The sequence below is a fragment of the Paenibacillus vandeheii genome (assembly GCF_030433635.1).
Lineage (GTDB): Bacteria > Bacillota > Bacilli > Paenibacillales > Paenibacillaceae > Paenibacillus > Paenibacillus vandeheii.
In genome coordinates this window covers 160,153-183,834 of record NZ_JAROCD010000013.1, presented here as the reverse complement: position 1 = coordinate 183,834, position 23,682 = coordinate 160,153, and the positions used below count along the sequence as shown (strand labels likewise).

At 45.8% G+C, this 23,682-nt stretch carries 19 protein-coding genes and 1 riboswitch; of the genes, 7 read left to right on the top strand and 12 right to left on the bottom strand.

The window, feature by feature from the left end; translation table 11 throughout:
• Window positions 1–58: 58 nt before the first annotated feature.
• The 3 genes from P5G61_RS24605 to P5G61_RS24595 form a co-directional block, all read right to left on the bottom strand.
• The gene (locus tag P5G61_RS24605) at window positions 59–403 is read right to left on the bottom strand and encodes a YflT domain-containing protein (RefSeq protein ID WP_301248848.1); all 345 of its coding nucleotides are present in this window, start codon (window positions 401–403) and stop codon (window positions 59–61) included.
• 93 nt (window positions 404–496) lie between these two features.
• Window positions 497–1,030, bottom strand: a complete 534-nt coding sequence (locus tag P5G61_RS24600) for a hypothetical protein (RefSeq protein ID WP_301248847.1) — start codon at window positions 1,028–1,030, stop codon at window positions 497–499.
• Window positions 1,031–1,095: 65 nt separating this feature from the next.
• Window positions 1,096–1,608, bottom strand: a complete 513-nt coding sequence (locus P5G61_RS24595) for a DUF948 domain-containing protein (protein WP_301248845.1) — start codon at window positions 1,606–1,608, stop codon at window positions 1,096–1,098.
• A 219-nt stretch (window positions 1,609–1,827) separates the two neighbouring features.
• On the opposite strand from P5G61_RS24595, the gene P5G61_RS24590 reads away from it, so the two are divergent.
• Together P5G61_RS24590 and P5G61_RS24585 are read left to right on the top strand one after the other, a co-directional pair.
• Window positions 1,828–1,992 (top strand): DUF1328 domain-containing protein, encoded by a 165-nt coding sequence (locus P5G61_RS24590; protein ID WP_017692264.1) that lies wholly within the window; start codon window positions 1,828–1,830, stop codon window positions 1,990–1,992.
• A gap of 400 nt (window positions 1,993–2,392) precedes the next feature.
• On the top strand, window positions 2,393–2,896 hold the full coding sequence (locus P5G61_RS24585; RefSeq protein WP_024631368.1) for a hypothetical protein: 504 nt from the start codon (window positions 2,393–2,395) through the stop codon (window positions 2,894–2,896).
• 114 nt (window positions 2,897–3,010) lie between these two features.
• Here the strand turns inward: P5G61_RS24585 and P5G61_RS24580 are convergent, their stop codons facing one another.
• A complete protein-coding gene (locus tag P5G61_RS24580; protein WP_079350065.1) occupies window positions 3,011–3,901 on the bottom strand; it encodes a cation diffusion facilitator family transporter in 891 nt (296 codons plus the stop codon).
• 291 nt (window positions 3,902–4,192) lie between these two features.
• Between P5G61_RS24580 and P5G61_RS24575 the strand changes: the two genes are divergently transcribed.
• A complete protein-coding gene (locus tag P5G61_RS24575) occupies window positions 4,193–4,381 on the top strand; it encodes a hypothetical protein (protein WP_024631370.1) in 189 nt (62 codons plus the stop codon).
• Between the two features lie 139 nt (window positions 4,382–4,520).
• Here the strand turns inward: P5G61_RS24575 and P5G61_RS24570 are convergent, their stop codons facing one another.
• The 6 genes from P5G61_RS24570 to P5G61_RS24545 all read right to left on the bottom strand — a co-directional run bounded on the left by P5G61_RS24570 (window position 4,521) and on the right by P5G61_RS24545 (window position 13,228).
• Window positions 4,521–6,146 carry an ABC-F family ATP-binding cassette domain-containing protein gene (locus P5G61_RS24570; RefSeq protein ID WP_079350066.1) on the bottom strand — a complete coding sequence of 542 codons (1,626 nt, stop codon included), beginning with the start codon at window positions 6,144–6,146 and terminating at the stop codon, window positions 4,521–4,523.
• Window positions 6,147–6,360: 214 nt separating this feature from the next.
• Complete coding sequence (locus P5G61_RS24565; RefSeq protein WP_301248840.1) at window positions 6,361–7,431, bottom strand: MBL fold metallo-hydrolase; 1,071 nt, start codon at window positions 7,429–7,431, stop codon at window positions 6,361–6,363.
• A 72-nt stretch (window positions 7,432–7,503) separates the two neighbouring features.
• Entirely contained in the window at window positions 7,504–7,614 is a 111-nt protein-coding gene (gene cydS, locus P5G61_RS32105) for a cytochrome bd oxidase small subunit CydS family protein (RefSeq protein WP_435874288.1), read from the bottom strand.
• A gap of 95 nt (window positions 7,615–7,709) precedes the next feature.
• On the bottom strand, window positions 7,710–8,744 hold the full coding sequence (locus P5G61_RS24555; RefSeq protein WP_301248838.1) for a cytochrome d ubiquinol oxidase subunit II: 1,035 nt from the start codon (window positions 8,742–8,744) through the stop codon (window positions 7,710–7,712).
• Window positions 8,741–10,087 (bottom strand): cytochrome ubiquinol oxidase subunit I, encoded by a 1,347-nt coding sequence (locus P5G61_RS24550; protein ID WP_301248837.1) that lies wholly within the window; start codon window positions 10,085–10,087, stop codon window positions 8,741–8,743. The genes P5G61_RS24555 and P5G61_RS24550 overlap by 4 nt, the downstream gene beginning before the upstream one ends.
• Window positions 10,088–10,417: 330 nt before the next feature.
• Window positions 10,418–13,228 (bottom strand): ATP-binding protein, encoded by a 2,811-nt coding sequence (locus P5G61_RS24545; protein WP_301248836.1) that lies wholly within the window; start codon window positions 13,226–13,228, stop codon window positions 10,418–10,420.
• A gap of 380 nt (window positions 13,229–13,608) precedes the next feature.
• Here P5G61_RS24545 and P5G61_RS24540 point away from each other — a divergent pair, with 380 nt between their 5' ends.
• The gene (locus tag P5G61_RS24540; RefSeq protein WP_301248835.1) at window positions 13,609–14,307 is read left to right on the top strand and encodes a response regulator transcription factor; all 699 of its coding nucleotides are present in this window, start codon (window positions 13,609–13,611) and stop codon (window positions 14,305–14,307) included.
• A 40-nt stretch (window positions 14,308–14,347) separates the two neighbouring features.
• Here the strand turns inward: P5G61_RS24540 and P5G61_RS24535 are convergent, their stop codons facing one another.
• Window positions 14,348–14,788 carry a hypothetical protein gene (locus P5G61_RS24535; protein WP_301248834.1) on the bottom strand — a complete coding sequence of 147 codons (441 nt, stop codon included), beginning with the start codon at window positions 14,786–14,788 and terminating at the stop codon, window positions 14,348–14,350.
• 225 nt (window positions 14,789–15,013) lie between these two features.
• On the opposite strand from P5G61_RS24535, the gene P5G61_RS24530 reads away from it, so the two are divergent.
• The 3 genes from P5G61_RS24530 to P5G61_RS24520 all read left to right on the top strand — a co-directional run bounded on the left by P5G61_RS24530 (window position 15,014) and on the right by P5G61_RS24520 (window position 18,919).
• Entirely contained in the window at window positions 15,014–16,156 is a 1,143-nt protein-coding gene (locus P5G61_RS24530) for a virulence factor (RefSeq protein WP_301248832.1), read from the top strand.
• Window positions 16,157–16,298: 142 nt separating this feature from the next.
• Window positions 16,299–16,515, top strand: a riboswitch (Lysine riboswitch).
• A gap of 115 nt (window positions 16,516–16,630) precedes the next feature.
• A complete protein-coding gene (locus tag P5G61_RS24525) occupies window positions 16,631–18,097 on the top strand; it encodes an amino acid permease (RefSeq protein WP_301248830.1) in 1,467 nt (488 codons plus the stop codon).
• 177 nt (window positions 18,098–18,274) lie between these two features.
• Window positions 18,275–18,919, top strand: a complete 645-nt coding sequence (locus P5G61_RS24520) for a class D sortase (RefSeq protein ID WP_301248828.1) — start codon at window positions 18,275–18,277, stop codon at window positions 18,917–18,919.
• 130 nt (window positions 18,920–19,049) lie between these two features.
• Here the strand turns inward: P5G61_RS24520 and P5G61_RS24515 are convergent, their stop codons facing one another.
• The gene (locus P5G61_RS24515) at window positions 19,050–23,573 is read right to left on the bottom strand and encodes a SpaA isopeptide-forming pilin-related protein (RefSeq protein ID WP_301248826.1); all 4,524 of its coding nucleotides are present in this window, start codon (window positions 23,571–23,573) and stop codon (window positions 19,050–19,052) included.
• Window positions 23,574–23,682: the final 109 nt, after the last annotated feature.

Here is a 23,682-nt window from a genome sequence, read left to right as displayed (position 1 = left end):
TCGATTCTGAAGCTTGTCCCTTGTCAGAAGGCTCCAGCTTACGTTTGTATCGGCTATGCTATTCTTTCTTTTTGGCAATCACAAGCACTTTGCCTTTATCGAGTTCACTCTCATAAAAATCTGCCTCAGCTTCGGTGAAGCCCATCGAAACAATTTTGGCCCGGAGTTCATCGCCACGGGAGCGGAACAGATTCGCCATGGAATCAAATACGCCTTCTTCCTTAATACCAATCTCATTGGCGTCGGCCGTATCGGCAATCCGATCTGTACGATCCTTTTCATGGGCCAGAACGAAGATATGATCAGCAAGGTATCCGGTAATCTGCAATTCTTTCACCGCTTCTACCGCTTGGACTCCGTTTTCTACCACTTTTGCATAAGCTTGCGCATTGGTTGAATTCATCGTTTCCACTCTCCTCTGATTGATCTTCTTTATCGAGCTACTTAATATATAACCATATGATATCGGGCTGAAACGTTTCTGGATTAACTAATCCTAGGAAGCTGATTCATCAAAGAGATCTATTCCTTCAATCTGATTGGAGCCTGGCTTCATATACACTTTCAACGCCTGGCTTCCACGAAGGAATACTTCTCCATCCTCTGCTACATAATACGGCTTGCCCAAAGCATCCCGAATGTCCTCAATATCCATATCAATCCACTCTTGATTAAGCTTCAGACGTTTCTCGGAAGCATCAATATGCACATAATTGACCACTCCTGTATCTTCGCAGAGTCCAACAGTTACATCTTTGAATTCATACTCCGGACAACCCAGATAGGGATCATGTTCCTTATGAACCGGTTGACCTTTACTGGCTAAAATATCATCGATGCTGTCATCCAGAGAAATGTCATTCAGAGTCCGAAAATGCTGGACAGGTCCGGAACGATCAGCAGCCAGAACTATCTCTGGTGTCTCCTCTTTCGCTACCGTCCATTGCATATCATGAGCAGCGGGTACCGCTGCCGGTTGAACGGAAAAGGGAGAAATTACGCTAAACATAACAAGCAGTAGTTTCATCATGATTCTCACCCTTTCTTCAGGTTCATCACCGCTCTAAAGACTTCTTTGATTACAAAACGGTCATGCTATTTCCGCATACGTTGCCATACATTAGCGGCTACATCCACATATTTCAGCCAGCTTTTTGCGCCCTTGGCATCATCACGATATGTAGCTTCATAGGATTGAATTGTCCGATCTGTTGGTGTAGCAGGCGGCGTCTGTACTACATTCGCTACTTCTGATCGTTTGCTCTGTTCACTGCTGCTGCGTTTCGTCTGAAACTTGGCCATCAGCGTGGATGATACCTGCTTAGCAGCTTCCGTCACTTCGTTCAGCACTTCTCCCAAATTTTGTACAGATTCCATAACAGGATCAATTTGTTTCATTTTGTGCTGCACATCAACTGTAATATCATTGGCATGCCTTACCGTCTGTTTTACTTCATAACTAAGCTCATCAATGGTCTTTTGAACTTCCTGAAGTGTCTGTGACACATTGTCGAGTGAACCCTGAGCGGACTTCAAGGTACGAATTAAAAAGAATACAAGTACTGCAAATGCAATTGCAATTAAAGCCACACTAATTTGATAGATCATAAAAGAACCTCACTTTCCAGTATAAATCGGTTTTGTTATTGCTTAGTTACCCGACCAATTCCGAGGCGAAACAAATAGAAGATGAACTGTGAAATCAGCACAACCTGGTAAAATATCACAATGTTTCAACCCGAAAGGCCTCGGTTAAAGAACAACTACACACGGCAGTGAGACGAACACTTCTCGCTACCAAGTTCTATAAACGAAAGGATGATACCCATGTTGAAATGGTCGGTACTATTTCTAATTATTGCTCTTGTTGCAGGTATTTTCGGATTCTTCGGTATTGTTGAAGCAGCTGCTTCTATTGCCAAAGTACTCTTCTTCATCTTTGTTGTACTGTTCGTCATCTCCCTGATTACGGGACGCAGCCGAATGCGATGAATGGGGCTTCCCCCCTTATGAACAGCACACGATACATACAAAAGCCTATCGCGCTTGCAAAAGCCGGTAGGCTTTTGTGCGTTCATAGCATCTTTTTAGCAACAATGATGCCCAAAGCAAATTACGACTTATCTCTATTATGTATTACGCTCCCTTCTCGTCTATTCCACCCCGTCTCCCCGATTAGATCATAAAAAAAACAGAACCATTATGACGTAGTCAACCCGGTTTTCTCCCACTGGTATGATATATACAGGCTCTCCTTATACCCACTTATGCTCCAGTTGACACTGGAGAAACCAAGAAAATATTGTTATAATTTGTGTTTCACAAGTGAGCTCGCTTGGTTACTTTTAACACAGGACAACAAACTACATACCTAACCGAGGAGGAAAAACAAATGAAAAAAATCGTAAGTTTTGCCGCTGCTCTGACTTTGATGGGTTCCATGGCTGCTGCCGCAGGTGCTGAGGAAGCGGTTACCGGGACGGTAACTCCAGAAACAGGAACACAGGCAACCACAACAACGCCTGCGGTTGAAGTGAACAAACCTGCTGTAGACACTGTAGAAGGCACAGCTGAGACTGTAACTGGCACAACAGAGGACACAACGGGTACAGAGGGTACTTCAACCACTACTGAAACTACAACTCCAACAACGGACGACAAAATGTTTGATGAACCTGTTGTGAAAGCAGGAGATGAGGTTCTGGTCCCTACGATGCTGCTCAACCTGTTGGAGCGCACATGGTTCTATGACACACCTAATGGCAAGCCGATCGGTGCACTGGGTTCCCAAATCATCGATACAACAGGTGAAGTTGTAGATGGATTCGACGGCGGTCAGTGGGTACAAGTATATACGTGGAAAGGCAAAGCTTGGATCCACGTTGCTATTCAATAGTATCGTATAATCGTTCTAACGATAAGTAAAGATAAGTAAAGAGGACAGCGCTCAGGCAGCGGCTGTCCTCTTTTCATTTTAAAAGCGTTTATTTCGGGTTTGTCTCTCCCGGTCTCAAGGGCTTCCCGTGGTTCCTTCTTTCATCTTAGGCTCCACATGTACATGTACATGCATAATATTATGCGAACGTTTCAATCGCTCTTCGACCCGGTCACAGATCTGATGACCCTCGATCAGGCTCAGTCCTCCATCCACCTCAATAACCACATCCACCAATACATGACTACCATGCACACGTGCCTTGACGTCCTTGATCATCTCTACACCAGGCACCCGAGCCACAGATGATCTTAGATCGGTCAGGTCTTTCTGATCAAATCCGTCTGTCAGACGATGTGTTGAATCCCGGAAGATCTCCCATGCTGTCTTACAGATCAACAGACCTACAGCAATTGCAGCTACTTTGTCCAACCAAGGAAGACCGAATTGTGCACCGATGATTCCGATTGCAGCCCCGATGCTAACCCAAGCATCCGATCGATTATCTTTGGCTGCAGCCATCAGGGCCTGACTGTTAATTTGTTTGGCAAGACGATGATTGTAACGATATACGCCCAGCATCACCAGCGCACAGGCAACCGCAACCGCTGCTGACCACAGGTTCGGTGCAACAAAGTTCCCTTCATACCAGGAACGAACCGCTTCAACCAATACCTGCAGGCCAACCATGGCCATAATAAATGAAGCAATTAGGGCAGCGACCGTTTCCGCTCTAAAGTGACCATAGGCATGATCGGAATCAGGCGGCTTCTGGGATATGCGAAGTCCGATCAATACAGCAACAGACGCAACAATATCTGTAAGGTTATTGAAACCATCTGCCAGCAAAGCACTGGAAGCAAATAAATATCCGCAGATCAACTTAAAAGCAGACAAGACCAGATAGGCCACAATACTGACCCAAGCCCCGCGCTCTCCTTTGCGTATTTCTTCATAGGCGTTCAAACCGGGCGACACTCCTTTAACGTTTCGTATTACGGTTGTTCCATGTTACCAAATGCATCCTGTGTGGGTCTATAGAAACAGTGTTGCCAAGCTGCATTGCTGTAGGGGAGCCGAAACAAAGTTGCCAGACCGCAGGGCTGTAGACGAAGAGAAAAAATGTTGGTCCAGTCAAAAAAGTGAAGGATTTCAGCATTTTATCAGGTTGCCCTTGTGGGGCTTTTGTAAAACGTATAAAATGAGTACATCCCGTCCAATTTGGACGGCTTACTGTAAGACCGGGAGGGAATAACGATGAGCGATAATACTGAACCGAAAAAAGTCAGTTTGCAGGATGCCATACGCCAAAAACTGGCGCAGAAGAAAGAACAGGCAAACACGGGTAACCAATCCAGTGCCTATTTTGAAGGCGGCCCCAAAGCAATGAAGAGCCAGAACAACAAAAAGCCTAACAACCAACGCCGCCGTACTGGCGGGTCATAGACCGTAAGAAGCTCTTGTATGAGATGTTTCTAAGGTTACAGGATCTCCCTGTATGACCAAAAAAAGAACCGCAAGCCTCCATTGGAGAGCTTGCGGTTCTTTTAGTTCACTATACACAATGTAAACAGATTAGCTTATCTTAAGCTTCTACTGGATACATTTTGTTACGCAATTCTTTAATTTCGTCACTTTCCAGATACTCATCATAGCTCATTTGACGGTCAATGACGCCATTTGGCGTGATTTCGATAATCCGGTTAGCAATGGTTTGAATGAACTGATGGTCATGCGATGTAAACAGCATGGTGCCGTCAAAATCAATCATACCGTTATTCAGTGCCGTAATGGATTCGAGATCCAAGTGGTTCGTTGGCTCATCCAGAATCAGAGCATTGGCGCCCGTTTGCATCATTTTTGCCAGCATACAGCGGACTTTCTCGCCCCCGGAGAGTACACTTGCTTTCTTCAGGGATTCCTCGCCTGAGAACAGCATACGACCCAAGAATCCACGCAGGTACGTTTCATCCTGATCCTTGGAATATTGACGCAGCCAATCTACGAGACTCATATCTACTCCGTCAAAATACTTGGAGTTGTCTTTCGGGAAATAAGCCTGGGTAGTCGTAATCCCCCAAGTGTATTCGCCACTATCCGCTTCTGTTTCACCCATAAGGATATCAAACAACAACGATTTGGCATTACCATTCGGGCCAACAAAGGCGATTTTATCCCCTTTATTCACGACAAAGCTGAGATCATTCAGCATGTTCACACCATCAATCGTTTTGCTGATACGGTCAACGGTCAACAATTGTTTACCCGCTTCACGCTCCGGCTTGAAGTTGATGAACGGGTATTTCCGGTTCGATGGACGAAGGTCATCCAACGTGATTTTGTCGAGCTGTTTCTTCCGTGAAGTCGCTTGCTTCGATTTGGAAGCATTCGCAGAGAAACGTTGAATAAAGGCTTGCAGCTCTTTAATCTTCTCTTCTTTTTTCTTGTTGGCATCACGCTGCAAAGCAAGAGCCAATTGACTGGATTCATACCAGAAATCGTAGTTACCTACGTACAGTTGAATTTTACCAAAGTCGATATCGGCAATGTGTGTACATACTTTGTTCAGGAAGTGACGGTCATGGGATACCACAATAACAGTACCTTCATAATCCATGAGGAAGTTCTCCAGCCATTGAATGGATTCGAGATCCAAGTGGTTGGTAGGCTCATCGAGCAGCAGGTTGTTTGGACGACCAAACAATGCTTGTGCCAGCAGGACACGAACTTTTTCGTTACCGCTCAGATCAACCATTTTCTTCTCATGCATGTCACGTTCGATACCCAGACCGATCAGGAGTGCCGCTGCATCCGGCTCAGCATCCCAGCCGTTCAACTCAGCAAACTCACCTTCAAGCTCACCTGCGCGCAATCCATCTTCTTCTGTAAAGTCCGCTTTGGCATACAATGCGTCCTTCTCCTTCATGATGGAATAGAGACGGCTGTGGCCCATAATTACCGTTTCGAGCACTGGAAACTCATCATATTCAAAGTGGTTTTGCTTCAAAACGGCCATGCGTTCGCCCGGGGTGATGTGCACCTCTCCCGAGTTCGATTCAATTTCACCGGACAAAATTTTCAAGAATGTTGATTTGCCGGCTCCGTTGGCGCCGATCAAACCGTAACAGTTGCCTGGCGTGAACTTGATATTCACATCTTCAAAAAGTGCACGTTTTCCGTAGCGGAGCGTGATGCCGCTTGTACTAATCATTAAGCATACCATCCTTTATTTAATATTCTGCATACTGCATGAATAGCAACTAATTCAATCATGGATTCAATATCCCGTAGCCTATTCTGGCACCATATTATAACACAAAAAAGCGGCAAATTCGAAAATTGGCCGCTTTTTAATCGCTAAAGATTTGGTAAATGTACCGTTCATGCGGGTATACCCTTACATTAGCATATCTAGCTCACTTTTGTTAGTCTTGTTTACTTTCTTCGTGCCGGATGCGGAGTGTCTCGCCATGCCCCAGCACCCGAATGCGCTCTGGGTTGATTCCTAGTCGTTCTCGTTCCGCTTCCATTCGATCGATTGCTTCCTTGGGTGTATCATCCGCCAGCTTAAACGTTCCATAATGCATGGGGACCATAAGCTGGGAGCCTGTTTCTACAAAGCCCTGCAGCGCTTCTTCCGGCGTCACATGCTGGGATGTCATGAACCATTCTGGTTCGTATGCGCCGATTGGCATCAGGGTGATACCGATGTCGAAGCGTTCACCAATGGTTTTGAATCCCTGAAAGTATCCTGTATCCCCCACAAAATAAATAACAGGCGGGCCGCCGGGAGGATTAGCAGCTGATGCTGATGCTTCTGATGGATCATCCGTTCCAACTGCTCGGGAATTTTCATGAGCACGGTCTTGGCTCATCGCAGCAGTCTCTTCAGACGGGACAACTGCGGGATGATTCTGTTCCAATACATAACCGCCCCAATGGGACGTGTTGGTATCAAATAAGGTTCGGCGCGTCCAGTGCTGCGCAGGTACAAAGGTTATTTTGACTCCGCCAAGCGTAATATGTTCCCACCATTTCATCTCATGACACCGATGGAATCCTTTGCGCACCATTTTACGCTTCAGTCCATCAGGAACGATGAGCAGCGTCTTGGCCGTGACCAATTTCCGCAGCGATGCGAGATGCAAATGATCATAGTGGGAATGTGAGATCAAAATAATATCCAGTGGCGGAATATCGTGAATCGGAATGCCAGGAGCACCGAGTCTGCGCTGAAATCCCATTTTTTCGGCCCAGACTGGGTCTGTCACGATGTTTAGTCCATGATATTGAATAAAAAATGTGGAATGTCCAATCCAGGTAATCGTGGTTTCAGCCTGGTTGGCATGCAGATAATCCAGTTCAGGTGGGTGCTTGGGCACGGTGTAGGAATAATCCTTAACTTTGCTGCGCCGCTGCTCCCTCCATTGCTTGAATTCCTTCAGCGTTTTGTCCGTACTTACATTATCAATGTTGTTATAACGGATTTTTGGCATGAAAGGGCCCTCCTCCCCTCCTCTGTATCTTAACAAAAGATTACCCCGAATTGGAAAGTACGTACCAACGGATCAATCCCTTGGATTTTTGTATTTCGCCAAATAGATGAACAAAAACGCAATTGCAGCCACAATGATCAGTGGTGGGGCGTACATAATCGTAAAGGTCTCAAAAAAACTCAACCCCGTTATACCGGGAATCCCCGTCACTCCCGCGTCAGAGCTGAGAAGCAACCTAGGAAGCATCATGAACAGCATGTTGGGAAGCATGAACGGACTCATCCTTTCTTTTTACCAGCATTACCGCGCACATAATTGGCATCAAACAGAAACAGCTTCATAATGAGCACGAGTGAAGGAATGAGCACCAGCAGTCCAAGGCTGAACGCCGTAATAAGCGCAATACCCATCGTCTTGTTCGTAAAGCTGTCGTAAATATTAATGTACGGATACAGAATGTATGGAAGATGTGAGCGCCCATAGCCGTACCAGGCAAAGGCAAACTGCAGCATGACGGCGATAAAGCACCAGCCCAGATATTTACGTTTCCATACCAGCGAGACGGCGATCACAAAACAGATAAAAGATGCGATGAACATCCAAGAGATATTCAACATCTGCTCAAAGTGTGCGGGATTCTGTTTGTTAATCTGCAAAAATGCCAGAAAGCTGGCAAAGATCGTAGGCAGACTCCATAGGAGCGCATATTCCCGCAGGACTTCAAACGCAGTCTCATCCTCCGCCCGCTTGGCGTAGTAGGAAAGAAACATCGCAGAGATATACAGCACGCTTACCAAAGCAAGCAATACAACAGACCAGGTATACGGATTCGTCAGAAACTCACGCCAGCGAAAAAATACCTGATCACCCACCTGCTCAATAATTCCACCTTCAGAAATCGCCAAAATAGTGGAAAATACCGCCGGAATCAGCAATCCCGTTGCTCCGTACAATGCCATGTAGATCCGGCTGTTCTGCCCATGGTTCCCGTAGGTATTATAGGCGTAGTACACGCCCCGGATGGCAAGCAGCACAATCGCCAATGAACCTGGAACAAGCAGCGCTGTCCCGTAATAAAAGGCGCTATCCGGATAAAATCCGACCAGACCGACAACAAAAAAGATCAGAAACACATTCGTCACTTCCCACACGGGAGAGAGATAGCGCTGAATAATGTTATGAATTTTGTTCTCGTGTCCGCTTAATATGCTGTAAAAGCTGAAAAATCCGGCTCCAAAATCAATTGAAGCCACGATCAGATATCCAAACAGAAACGTCCACAAGATCGCGATGCCTGCAATTTCAAAACTCAATGCACGATCCCTCCTTCCAGGCCGAGAGACTCCAGTTCCTTCTCTGCTTCCTTGTTACGGAACAGCTTGCTGAGTACCCGAATTGCGGAGAAGCAAAGGATCAGGTACAGCAGAATAAACAGAATCAGCATCAACCCCACGGAGGTTGACGTTGTTGCGGCTTCCGACACCTTCATGTAACCGCGCAATATCCAGGGCTGCCTGCCGACCTCGGCAAACATCCAGCCCAGTTCAATGGCAATCATGGCCAGCGGCCCAAGCAGGACGATGCCGAGCAGCAGCCATTTGGGATAAGGCTTGCGCCCCGGCAGCCAGCGACGGATTACATAGAGCACCGGGATCAGCAGAATGATCACGCCGGTCGTCACTTTCAGGTCAAACATATAGTGAATGGACAACGGCGGCCTGAGATCGGCCGGGAATTCTTCCAGCCCTTTCACTTCCGTGTCGGGTCTGTTTCCCGCCAATATGCTGAGTGCATAGGGAATCTCAATGGCGTATTTCACTTCATTGTTCTCGTCAAGAATGCCCCCGTAGACCAGCGGCGCCTTCGTCATTGTTTTGAAATGCCACTCCGCGGCGGCCAGCTTCTCCGGTTGGTATTTCGCCAGAAATTTACCGGAAGAATCTCCGATCATGACCGTGCTGACCGCAAATACGAGCGCACATACCGTTGTGAGTTTAAGTGCTTTTTTATAATAGACATGGTTCCGACCCCGCAGCAGACTGAACGCGGCGATACCTGCGAGAACCCCCGCACTTAAGGTATACGAAGAGGCAAGCACATGAGATACCTTCGTTGGGGTAGCCGGATTCAGCATCGCGGCAATCGGATGGATATCCTTCATGATGCCATTAATCAGGGTAAACCCCTGAGGCTGGTTCATAAAAGAATTTACCGTTGTGATGAATATCGCAGAGGCGGAGGAACCCAACGCCACCGGAATAAGCAGCAGCATATGCGTATATTTCTTTTTGAAACGGTCCCATGTGTAAAGGTAAATGCCCAGAAAGATCGCCTCCACAAAAAAGGCGAACGTCTCCATAAACAGTGGCAAGGCAATCGCCTGCCCCGCTACTCGCATAAACATCGGCCACAGCAGGCTGAGCTGCAAACCGATGGAGGTGCCTGTAACCACACCCACGGCAACGGTAATGACAAAACCACGCGCCCATCTGCGCGCCAGCAAGGTGTAATGGATATCATTGGTGCGCAATCCGCGCCATTCAGCCAAGGCAATCATGAGTGGAACACCTACACCGATGGAGGCAAAAATGATGTGCACAAACAGGGTAAGACCGGTAAGCATCCGGCTGAGCAGAACAGGGTCCAGGGATGACATGGGGGTTACACTCCTCTTTCACATAATCATTATGTACGACTTCATACCGTCTGGATGACGATATGCCTCAATAACTCATGATCCGGATAATACTTTTGACAACGGCATATAGCACAATCACAGCTGCGACCAAGCAGACGATAATAAGGGTTTTCTCTTGTTTACGGAACATAGACCTGCCGTCCTCCTTTTGCATGGAATGCAAATTATTGGCTCTATAGACAGTTTGCAAAAGAAGTTGTTTTTTTATCCGGGAAATTTTGAAAAACAAAAAAGCCCTTATCGATTTCAGGATGAAGGCATCCTTTCCGATAAAGACTTTCTCTTGCCTTACACGAGTTCGTCTTGCTTGGGCAATCGAACCTTGAACGTACTTCCTTTGAGCGGCGCGGATATAAAGGTTAGCGTACCCTGGTGATCCTCTACAAATTTGCGCGAAATGTAAAGCCCCAGTCCCGTCCCGCCAATCTGGCGATGATCCGAATTGTCCACACGATAAAACTTCGTAAACAGTAGGTCCTGCACGTTCTCTGGAATACCTATGCCATAATCACGTACATCGATGCATAACCATTCTTTTTCTTCCCACAGCGTAATATCAATTCGGTCTGCTCCAGGCGAGTACTTGACCGCGTTACCAATCAAATTATGGAGCACCTGAACCATACGGTTCTGGTCGGCATAAGCAAAAAAATCTCCATTAAATGCATGCACATAGATGCGCTGAATGGATTGCATATTCCATTGCTCAGCAACACCCTCAACCAGTTCAAGCAAAGGTACATAGGTCTTGTGGTAGGTCATGCCTTCATTGTCCAAACGTTGAATATCAAGTACATCATCCAGCAGACTACTCAGCCGCGAACCTTCCGAGGATATGGTTTCCATGAACTCCTGACGCTGTGAAGCAGGAAGATCGTACATCATCATTAGTTCCACATAGCCCATAATGGTCGCTACAGGGGTACGAAGCTCATGCGAGACCACACTGATCAGTTCGTTTTTCATCCGGTTCAGACGTTCTTCCTCCGTACGATCGCGGAACACCAGCAGAAATCCATGGTTTTTACCGGGAACATCCACTTGCTTCATGTATAGGGAAAATACACTTTTTTCCACATCATTGAATATAAATTCAGTTTCAACAAAAGCCTGTTCTCCATCCAGAAATGCACGCGTCTGCTCCATCAAATTGAAATCGGGGGTTAACACCATGGTGTCAATCGCATTGGCTAGATCCTCAATGGACCTGCCTGAAAAATCTCCGAGGCCAAACATTTCTTCAATTCTTCTGTTCACTATCGTGATGGTGCCAGACCGATCAGACATGACCAGACCTTCCCGCACGGATTCAATGAAATGCTCGCTAATGTCCCGCTGCTCCTGAATGGCAACTTTTTCGTGAAACAGTTCAGCATTCAGTTTCTCCAAGGCCAGCGCATGACGTACACGTTCTTCCTCAGCTCTTGTCCGCTCGGTAATATCCTTGATAAACAAGTTATACAGCGTTTCGTTATTGCCCAACTGAATTTCTACAATTTTGTACTCAATCGGAAAAACTGAACCATCCCGGCGGATGCCTGAAATCTCTTCCACAATGACATGCCGTTTACCCAAAATAAACTCAAATCTTTCCAGCATTTTTTTGATTTCCATATAGCTCGCTCCCTGGAATAGGGATATGGCTTCCTTCTCGAATATCACTTCTTCCCGTTTCAGTCCAAACATTCTTTCAGCTTCGGGATTAAACTCGATAATCAGCCCGTTCGAATCCACAGCAATAATGGCATCGATGGATGAATCAATAATCGCTCGTTTGATCTCCTCACTATTCTTCAGCTCTTTCGTTCGTTCTCTGACTCTATCCTCCAGGGTGTGCTTGTCCTGGCGAATCTGTTCGAATTGTTCAAGGAGCACATCGGCCATTTTGCGCAGATTGCCAATCAAAATCTGTACTTCTGTTACATGACTGGTCGGCCACTCCATTTTGCCATTACGAAATAACAGCCTTGGCAGAGACCCAGTCATGCGTGTAAGGCGCTTCAATGGACTTACCACTTTTCGACTGAGCGGTGCGGCTACAATCATGGAAACCACGAAAATGATAAACAACGATTGAAGTGTGGTCAGATAAATCGACTCGATCCGTGTATAATAATGGGCTGAACTGGTCTCAACGAATACTCGGTATGCTGTACTTGTAGTCATATCTGCTTCGTACATGAACGAAGCCTCTTTCCAGTGAGTAAGCACATCACTGTAATAAGCATCACCAGAGCGAAATAAAATGCTATTCTCCCCTGGATTCAGAAAACGATATTTATTGAAATCCAGATGTTCTCCTACCCGAAGTGTATCCAGCCCTGAAGCAATGACCCTATCATTGGAATCCAGAATAATGACGTTTACGTCCAGCAGATGATGATACCGCTCCATGGTCTGCTGCATGTTCTCATTGGTTAAATATTGTTCATTCAAATCCTTGATAACTGCATTGGCAGCATGTTTCAGATTCAGCATGATGGTATCATTTATTTGCCCCAATTGTCTGCGACTATCCGCGGACAACAGGATAAGGGAAACAACGACTACAAAGGCTACAACGTATTTAAAAGCAATTCTCGTGAGCGGAATGGTTCCTGTTCGTTTCGACTTCAGTTCACCATTTATAATCCAGAAGTCCACCACTATGCCTGCAATCAGCGCGTTAACCATGCTGATTACAGCAACATGCATATAGCCATACTTTAATTCGTCAAGACTGATGCCCATGATGAAATATCCGTAAAAAATCACTGGCAGTAACATCACAACCCAAAATACGGCGTTGGCTTTTATGATGCTTCCATTTTTCGAGCGTATCTGCCACACCAGCATCCAGATCAATTCGATGAAATGAGCTCCGATCATAAACAGGCTGTTAGGGACCAATTCTGTGCATAACACACCCAAAGAGCTGATCCCTATATAGGTAATGAATCCGTAAATAGCCCCATGTAAGCGCAGGGCAATAAAAGCTGCTGCTATGCCGAACATTAGCTGTACACCATAAAATAAAGTTAAGGGAAATATCGTTCCCAGCGTCCCAAGGCTAATAAGTATGGCAGTGCCCAGCCACGGAATACGGAGTTTGATTATCACCCAATCTAACACCTTGCTAGCCTTTATGTAGTCCATAGGCAGTTGCCCTCATGACTGATTTCTATGTTTGCATTCAACAACAACGTTGGTTCCTCCCGTAAAATAAAGCTCGTAAAATCGACTTTTTTACCTTTCATCGGTCTGATACATTATACTGTAATTACCTCTCCATGTAGCTTTGGGAAATTTTGAATGATCGGCAAATAGGCTACATTCATGGTGAAATACTGAGGTTTGGCTCGAACTCTATCAAATTCTCTACATATGCATCCTATATTCTGGAATAGAAACATTAAAAAATTTGCAGTATTCCCACACAAAATTACGACAATTTTCTAGAAATTTCTTAACAAATTCATTTCATCAGGAGTGTGACCTCAATGTCTATTAAAGTACTTCTTATAGAAGATGAGAAAAATCTGGCCGACATGATTGCTTTCTTTCTTGAGGAGGAGGGTTACATAACTGAACGGGTTCATCATGCACGCGAAGCACTTCAACTTTTTCCACGATTCCAGCCTGATATTGTAGTAACTGACTTGATGCTGCCTGAAACGGACGGCAATGATCTGGTTGATGCGTTTCGTCAGCACTCCACTGTACCCATACTCATGATCTCCGCAAGCACCATGCTGAATGATCGGCTCCGAGCATTGCATAATGGTGCGGATGATTTTCTATGTAAGCCCTTTAGTCTGAAAGAGCTGGATGCCCGCATGAAGGCTTTACTCCGCAGATCGGCAATCGCCTACCCGAACAAACCGGTAAAAGAGGACAAGCCTGCTGAAGTCGCTGGACATGTCAGTGTAAATGAGTACAGACGAACCTTGTTTGTGGATGGTCATGAAATCGAGGTTACGCATATCGAGTTTGAGATTATGAAGGAATTGTACCGGAATCCCGGCAAGGTATTTACCCGCAATGAACTTATGGATCGAATTAAGGGCTCAGAGCGGGCATATCTCGACCGTACAATCGATGTGCACATCTCCAGCCTGCGTAAAAAAATTGAGCCCGACCCCAAAAATCCACGATACATCAAGACGGTTTGGGGAACGGGATATAAATACGTCATTTAGTACACGTCGAAATTACATAACGGCTCAGGTCCTCTCTCTGTCATCGTCTCATCGACTGGGGTGAGGGCAGGGCTGTTTTTGTTTTGTAAGCAAAAGAATGCAGCCACTGCTGGATTTCCATGATCAGCCTTTCCGGTTCTTTCTCTTGCCAGAGAATTAACTTCATCAGGCCAGTACCCGAGATAAGCTGCAAATGGCGCTTGCGAATCAGGGATTGAAAATCTGTAATCACCAGTAAAGGAATCTGAGGCACAAATGCTCGAATGGCATTCGCTGCTGAAACGGCTTGCCCGGCGTCCTCATAATCCACAATACAATAACGTGCTATCCCCCATTTCGACCCGACCATGCTTTCCTCATTCTTTTCGGTGTTAACTGCTGACTCCCTCTTCTCGTCTGGTATCCATTCATTCAACAATGCAATAATATGATCATAATCAATACCACGACTTCCGTCCGAAAGTACGGTAATGGGTTCCATAGCGATTACCTCCAGTTCATTCTCTTGTCTTATTGTGCCAATCTTCATTTAAAAATGTTCGTGTTCGCACATAAAAGAAGTGTTAACTATCTTCGTACATCTTCACAAACGCTGTAAGGTTCATTACCCATTTCGCAGTTTGCAGCAATTCATGTAAAATAGGGATATGCCCGTGCCTATTGCGGGAACTTTAAGTATGAATCCGGTACAGGAGGTTATGAACCGATGAATATTGTTTCCATTGAACCAACACCCAGTCCCAATACAATGATGCTGCATCTGGATGAACGTCTGGAGGACGGGGTTCGCAGAACATATACACTGGATAACGAACGGTCTGCTCCGGCGTTTATTCGCCAGATGCTACATATTCCCGGAGTAAAAAGTGTATTCCATACGACTGACTTCGTAGCGCTCGACCGCAAGGGAAATGCGGACTGGTCCGTCATTCTTGGCGAAGTTCAAAGTCGTCTGGGGCAGCAGGGAATTGATCTGGATTGGATTGAATCTGAAGATGCCTCTGGTGAACACTTCGGTGAAGCACAGGTGTTCGTTCAATTCTTCAGAGGCGTGCCGATGCAAATTCGGGTCAAAGCCGGCGCGAAGGAAGAGCGGATCTCGCTCTCGGATCGGTTCGTCAAAGCGGTTACTGAAGTCGCCAGTGCAACGCTGATCAAGGAACGGAAACTGAGTGATTATGGCGTTCGCTACGGGGAATTGCCTGAAATTGCAAGAGAAGTTGAACAGGAGCTGGAAGCAGCATATCCGCCAGAACGTCTGGAACGAGTGATCCAACAAGCCATTGAACACGGCACCAATGCGGAAGAGTTCGTGGAACGTCGCCGCCAGCTGGATGGGGCCGAGCTTGAAGAGGCTCTAAATAGTGAGGACTGGAATGTACGTTATGCAGCATTTGATGGTATGGAGCCTACAGCAGAACGACTGCCACTTGTAGCCCATGCACTCCATGACAGTAAAATGCAGATACGTCGACTGGCTGTCGTATATCTCGGTGACATCCGTACACCGGAAGCGATGGAACTGCTGTACGAAGCTTTACAGGATAGTTCGCCTGCTGTACGCCGGACTGCCGGAGATACCCTCTCCGACATCGGTGATCCCGCAGCAACGGTAGCCATGACAGCTACGTTAACTGATAAAAGCAAGCTTGTACGCTGGCGTGCAGCCCGCTTCCTGTACGAAGTGGGGACCGAGGAAGCAGAGCAAGCACTGCGGAAGGCAGCAGATGACCCTGAGTTTGAAGTTAGCCTGCAAGCCAAAATGGCACTGGAACGGATCGAATCCGGGGAACAGGCAGCAGGAACGGTATGGCAGCAGATGGCCGGGCGTAACAAAACGTCGGAATAGTCCTTTGGATTCATATCCAACAATTGTTATTGCACTGGAATACCATGGGGGTTATACTAATTGTCTGTTTACCAAACAGAACATGGAGCGTTACGTTCTGTGATTTATAACTTCATAGACAATAGATACACCTCATCCATGATGATGAGGTAGAGGTCGCGGGTGCGATCAGTACGCTGAAGGAGGCGCTAAGGAGCCGCTTATGAATTCAGCCGAAAGGTGCACCCGCCGAAGCCCGCAGGACGTTCCTTACGTTGTCCAGCGCGGCTGGGGCTGTTGCCGAAAGGTGCAGAACTGTCACAGATGAATGATACCTTTCTCGGAGGGTATGATTTCTTCTGTGTTGAGCTATCTTAAACATTCGGGACGAGGTGCGGACAATTGATATAAAGACCGCAGGCTAATGCCTGCGGTCTTTTGTGTTATTTGCCATTGTTCTGAACCCATTAGTACGCTGAAAGAAGGAGTGTTTCCATGCAAGATCGCAACAACCAAACCACAACAGGGCCCACCCTGAAAAAAGGACTACGCGCACGGCATATGACCATGATTGCACTCGGTGGCTCCATTGGTACAGGGCTGTTCCTCGCAAGTGGAACCGCCATATCCAATGCAGGTCCCGGCGGTGCACTGATTGCTTACGCTGCCGTCGGCATCATGGTTTTCTTTCTAATGACCAGTCTCGGAGAACTGGCTACCTTCATGCCTGACTCCGGTTCATTCAATACGTATGCGGCCCGCTTCGTCGATCCGGCCCTTGGGTTCGCCATGGGCTGGAACTTCTGGTACAACTGGGCAGTCACCATTGCGGCAGAACTCGCTGCGGCAACCGTACTCATCAAATACTGGTTCCCTGACAGTTCATCCATGCTGTGGAGTCTGTTGTTTCTCGTATTAATCTTTGCCCTGAATGTGTTATCCGTCAAAGGATATGGAGAGTCGGAATACTGGTTCGCCATTATCAAAGTCGCTACCGTCATCATCTTCCTTACCGTTGGTGTGCTCATGATCTTCGGCATTATTGGGGGAGAAGCGGTTGGATTCAGCAATTTCACAGTAGGTGACGCACCATTCCATGGCGGATTCTTCGCGGTTCTCGGTGTATTTATGGCCGCCGGGTTCTCTTTCCAGGGAACAGAGCTCATTGGCGTCGCAGCCGGTGAAAGCGAAAATCCGCGTAAAAATGTCCCTCGTGCTATTCGGCAAGTGTTCTGGCGCATTTTGATCTTCTACATTCTGGCGATTACTGTCATCAGTCTAATCATTCCTTACACACATCCGGATCTGCTCAAAGGTGATCTGAACAACATCGGAGTCAGTCCGTTTACCCTTGTCTTTGAAAAAGCAGGTCTGGCGATTGCCGCTTCTGTCATGAATGCCGTTATTCTGACCTCTGTACTGTCAGCCGGGAATTCGGGCATGTATGCTTCAAGTCGTGTCCTGTATGCTCTTGCTCGAGATGGCAAAGCACCTCGCTTCCTCGGTCGGTTGAACAAAAAGGGCATTCCAATGAATGCCCTGCTCTTGACCACAGCGGTGGGTATGCTTGCTTTTCTAGCCTCCCTTTTCGGTGATGGCATTGTATACACCTGGCTGCTTAATGCATCCGGTATGTGTGGCTTTATCACCTGGCTTGGCATTGCCATCAGCCATTATCGCTTCCGCCGTGCTTATGTGGCTCAAGGACGGGATTTGAACAATCTGCCCTACCGTGCACGCTGGTTCCCATTTGGGCCGATCTTTGCTTTTGTATTATGTATCATCGTCATTGTTGGACAGAACTATCAGGCGTTCACGGGCGATCAGATCGATTGGAGCGGAGCCCTCGTCGCATACTTGAGCGTTCCATTGTTCTTGGTATTATGGCTGGGTTATAAATTTGTTAAGAAAACAAAAGTCGTACCGCTACAGGAATGCGATTTTACTCCATCATCAGAATGATTATACCCCAATAATGATATTGATCAGCATTGGGTTACTCCATTTAAATAAACAGGCAGCCTTCCTTCTTTCTACGAAAGAAAGGGCTGCCTGTTTGATTTGTCCAGGTTTTGTATATGTCCCTATGTTTACAATAGAACAGTTAATCTATTTTTAGACAAAAGGGGTACACGTACAATGAAATTCTTTTTTTCCATGCTTGTTGTTCTGGGGATCTTACTTCTTTTCTTGCCTTTTCTGCAGGAAAAGTTTTTTGACTGGCAGCAAGCCGAAGTTATGGATGAGCTGAAACAGCTACAACTCGACCTAACTAAAATCAATGATTCTTTTGAACAAGCCAGACAGGATCCTGCCTCAATCGATGATGAAACCGAAGACAAAGAACAGGAAAGTTATCCCCATGCACTGGGGGTTATTACAATTGATGAGATTGATGTGCAGCTGCCCATTCTGGAAGATGCAACCGAAAGCAATATGAAGGTTGCAGCAACGCATCTTGTGGAGACGGCCCGCATCGGGACTGAAGGAAATGCAGCGATAGCCGCCCATCGTGCTCACAAAAAAGGACGCCTGTTCAACCGAATGGGAGAATTGGAGATTGGTGATTGGATTAAAGTCACTCTGGCAGATCAGACTCATATCCAATACAAAGTGGATCAGATATCCGTTGTGGAGCCTACGGACTTGTCCGTACTTGAGGACCCGCATCTGGGACAGGTGCTCACCTTGATTACCTGTGATCCATTAGTAAATCCAACACATCGGCTGATTATAAGAGCCGTCCAAGTGACTTCAGAGGTTGCTCAGCGTGACCTGCCTTAAACATGAACATGTTGTAAAAAAACCAAAAACACCCCTGGCATGCGCGCGGTGATTCTGAATCTCCGAAGCGCTTATGCTGGGGGTATTTTGTTGTAGCTGTTAAGAAATATCCGAGGTTACATGTTCCCGTCTACGGATTCATCTGTTGTCTTCGACGGAGATACAAGTATCCCATACTGCCGAAAATAATCATAAGAGTCCCTACAAGAGTGTATCCCCATGTGCTCTCTTCTCCTGTTTTAGGCAGCATGCCTAGGAAAGAACCGTCCTTCCCTTCCTCTGCTCCTGCAACATTCGTATCTTCAGGGGATGAAGTATGATCCGCTCCTGGGCTGGCAGCATCGCCAGCATTGCCAACAGCTGAAGGCTCCTCTTCCTCAACAACAGTCGAATCTCCTGGTTTGGAAGGGGACTCTCCCCTATCCGGATCCGTCCCCTGGTCGGTTCCATCCTCTGGTTCTGAAGTTTCAGGCGTTACCACCGTGCCTGGAACCGTTGTGTCCGGAGTTGATGGATCTGGCGTTGATGTCCCAGGATTCGGTGTTCCTGTACTTGGCGTCCCCGGATTATAAGGCTCACTTGGCCCGCCCGGTACCGGAATGGCGATATTCGTCTTTTCCACCACTACAGTTTCCGTCTGTTTATTTGTAATCTCAAATTCAACTGGCGTTTGGTCCAATCTATACCCTGTTGGTGCTTTTATTTCAACCAGCTGATACTTATTGGGTTCCAAGTCTCGCAGAACAATCTCACCATTGGAATTGGTGGTCAGTTTGGCTTCATCAATGCCTGTAACCACTTTGAATTCCCAAACACCGTTGGCATCCATCAGAGCACTTTGAGCACGTAATTCAAAAACCGCTCCTTGCAGATGTTGCGATTTGCCTGAATTATATTTAATCAATTGAACAGAACGGTCATTTTCTTTATTTTCAATCGTAAATAAAGTTACTGGTTTGGTAATCGGTACAGCCGTTTCAGGTTGTTCAATAACGAAACCTTCTGCCTTGGTCTCTACCAATGTATAGGGGCCATACGGCAAGCTGTCAAACTCAATCACTCCGTTAAGATCCGTCACTTTTTTGGCAATCACATCCGCTTTACTGTCACGCAGTTCAAATTCAATTCCGCTTAATACGGACTGATCCTTGGCATTCACTTTTGTAACGACCAGCTTGCCACCGGAGCCCTGCACATTCGTATGAGATAGGGTGAGTATCTGGGTTTGATTCGCTGCAATTGTAAACGGAACTGGTGTTGCATCCAATTGATAGTACGCAGGCGCTTCCGTTTCTATCAATTCATAGTCCCCTGGTTCGAGATTTCCTTTGGCGATCCTTCCATCATCACCTGTAGTTAACTCCGCAATTTTATCTCGGGACAGACCATTCTTCAAATACAATTCAAATGTTGCACCTTTCAAAGTCTTCGATGAATCCACAGAATCCACTTTCGTTAATTCGAAGCCCTGTCGAATTTTTTCATTTTTAATTTCAAAGGGTTGATCCGGGTCTTTGAAATCAATGGTTTTCCCTGTGGAAGCTCCATACTCTGGATCAATCAAATAGCCATTCGGTGCAGATACTTCCTTTAATTTGTATGGCAGACCATTGGTTTGATCGTTAAATCTGTATTTTCTGGAGGTCTCGACCTCTCCATTGACATCTGTTGGTTTCAACGTTTCCAGAAGCGTCGTTCCGGACGCATTATAGATGGCGAATATCGCTCCCTCAAGCGGAAGACCTGTATCATCTACTTTATAGATCTTCATTTTACCGACACCTGTAGATGCTCCACCGCCTGCTCCAGCCATGGAAACTCGAATACCTGTCTGGTGATCTGACCCCGTTACCGAAGAAGACTGGCCTGCGAATTCAACTTTATTTCCTATTCTCTCCCCGCTATCGGCATTAATAAAGGATTGATACTCCAATATAAAAGCAGTCTTCATCTCATTCTTAAAGGTAAATGTAAATGTATTGCCTTCCACAATCAGTTCATACTCATCAGCATCAACCAAACCAGCTTTGGTGGACACATTCCCTGAGTTGTTCGCAGGCAGATCGGTCGCATATAACTTTAACGTATCTGCAAGCAGAATCTGATTATCTGATAACGTATCCGTCAATACAGAACCTGCGGCTATATAAGATTGGCTTGGGTTGATATTTACAGTCCAGGAAGCCTTATCACTTGAACCTAGTTGCTGTCCTGTTTTGTGTACGTAGACGCCACCGTGTTCAGGTATGACCGACACTGACTTTTCAAAACGTACCTCTCCCCCCTCACCATCCGTCAAGACAGCATGATTGGAATACGTACCCTCTACTGCAAAATCCCCATCCAAACTGGTTTTATACACAATCCGATAGGCAGCCTTTCCAATGTTTCCGAGGTTTAATGCAAAACCTTTACCATCCGAGTTCAATTGGAATTGCCCAGGTAACAGTGCAACTTCGTCACCAATGGCAATGACGTTATTCGCTCCCGCTAGTGTAAGCTTATTTACTTTCAAAGAGCCATCTACATAAGATTGATTACCTGTGTACGCATCCTTGAGAATAGCGTTCTGGATATCATATAAATTATAATTCACATCAATCGTCCAGGTAATCGTTTTTTCCTTCGCGCTGTACTCGCCCTTCTTATTGCCGTTCTGTATCGTATAATCTTGCGGTTTGACTACAGCCGATTTGGTAATCGAAGCTTGTGGTACATTCGACTCCTTCCAATTCAAAGTAGCCTGGTTACGATATTCATTGTTAGTTGGCATACCTGCCGTTGGATCAAAGCTGGTCTTATACGTAATCACATGCTCTTTATTGATCATACCGTCAGTCTTCAATCGGATAGAGAACCCTTCTTCAAAGTTTATATCACTTGGATCAGCTACTGGCTCAAGTTCAAACTGATCCTTTTGATCCCCACTAATTTGAAGACTGCCCGGAATGAGCTTCATATGTCTTCCAGCGTAATTGTCCGTAATGACGATATCCGTCATCTCCTTCAAATCACGGTTCAGAACAATCTTCCACTCGATCTCCTTGGTATTAAAATTTTCACTTTGAACACTTTTCGCAAAAATGATTTCCTGAATGTCCTTTTTGCCTTCTTTTTCTGTACCGTCATACATATTGACCGTATTCGTTACCGTAGCATCTGTATAGACGCGATTTATCGTTTTGGTTTGATATTCAATTTCATAAGCCTTGGTGATGTCATTTTTAAATTGTAATTTAAAGCCATCATCAAAGCCTGTGCTCACTCCTGTGAGTGTATACTCATTGGAATTCACTAAAGTAGTACCCGCTGGCTTGCCATCACTGTCGATGTCTACTTGATGTACTTTTATCGAACCATCAACCAACTCATGTTTCGTTGTGTCAAAACGATCTTCAATCCATGCGTTCGCCTGCGTAATCTCTTGTTGATTGTAATTGTATTGCACTTTCCATGTGATCGTCTGGGTCACTGGATTGTATGCACTTTCTTGTCCGGATTTTTTCAAAGGCTCATTAAAACTCACCCTCACGCTACCAATGTCAGTTTCATTATGTTCGCTCTGATCACCTGTAAGAACCACCTTATTTTCATACAAAACGTTCGTAAAAGATGCAGTTGTTGGTGCTTTGATACTCGTTGTATACTTCACGCGGTATGCCTTATCAATAGTCCCCAAAGCGATCGGAAACTGAGGTTCTGTTCTAACTGTACTTCCTTCTTTGACGGATCCGTCTAGTTGAATATGCAATTCGCGAATCTCAATATTCCCCTTAAGTGGACCTGCCGAGAGCGTATCATTCAGAACGGCATTGTTAATGCCCTTCTCTCCCTGATTGAAATCGACAGTCCATTCAATCTCATCCGAGTTAAAATTATTCTTATTTGCGATCCCCGATTTTGTGAGTTTATCTATGGCTGTATTCTGAAAATGCACATTAATGATGCCTTGTCCAACGGAACTAAAGTCTATTGGCTGTTTCAAGCCGCCATCCATCTTGCTCTCATCGAACTTGATCCAAACGTAGAAATTCCCCTCCAGCTTCTCACCTACGATACGGTCATTAAACGTAAACGTGATCTCTCCATCCGGATTAACGACATATTCCCCAACTCCACCATCCAAATTCCCTTTTAGTTGCGATCCAATTTTGAATTTGTCTGGTAAATGAAAAGTAAAAGTGGAACCATCGCTATAAGTATGGGCATCGTTTGGAAGCCCCCATGTGAAGACCACAGCCACCTCATCCTTAACGCTAGGTCGTATATCTTCGATACGCTCCCCTTTTATATTCATATTTCCATTTCCATCGTACTCCGGTATTTGATTATACATTTGAACACTTGTAATTAAATTTTCCTTTATGACTTCCGCAGCAGTATTGGCCAGTACCAGAGTACTCGGATCAACTACAGCTTCTGAATTGAGATCTGATTGTTCTGCAGATTCATTAGACTCGGGAGAATCCATTGACACTCCATTATTACCACTCCCCGCGACAGGCTCAACAGAACCTTCTTCTGATGCTGTATCCATAGTTACAATTGCTGTCATATCATCCTGAGCATGCATGGTTGGTGTAAACATCCATCCTTGCATCATTTGCGTGATCAGCAACAAAGCTATGATCACCATGCTCACTTTTTTGTTCATTTTTTGCAATTCCTCCTCTTGCGTAATGTTGGCATACACCAACAAAAAGAATAGCAAAGAGACATATACAAAAAATAGACAACGCCCTAATCGACGTTCTTCTAACACA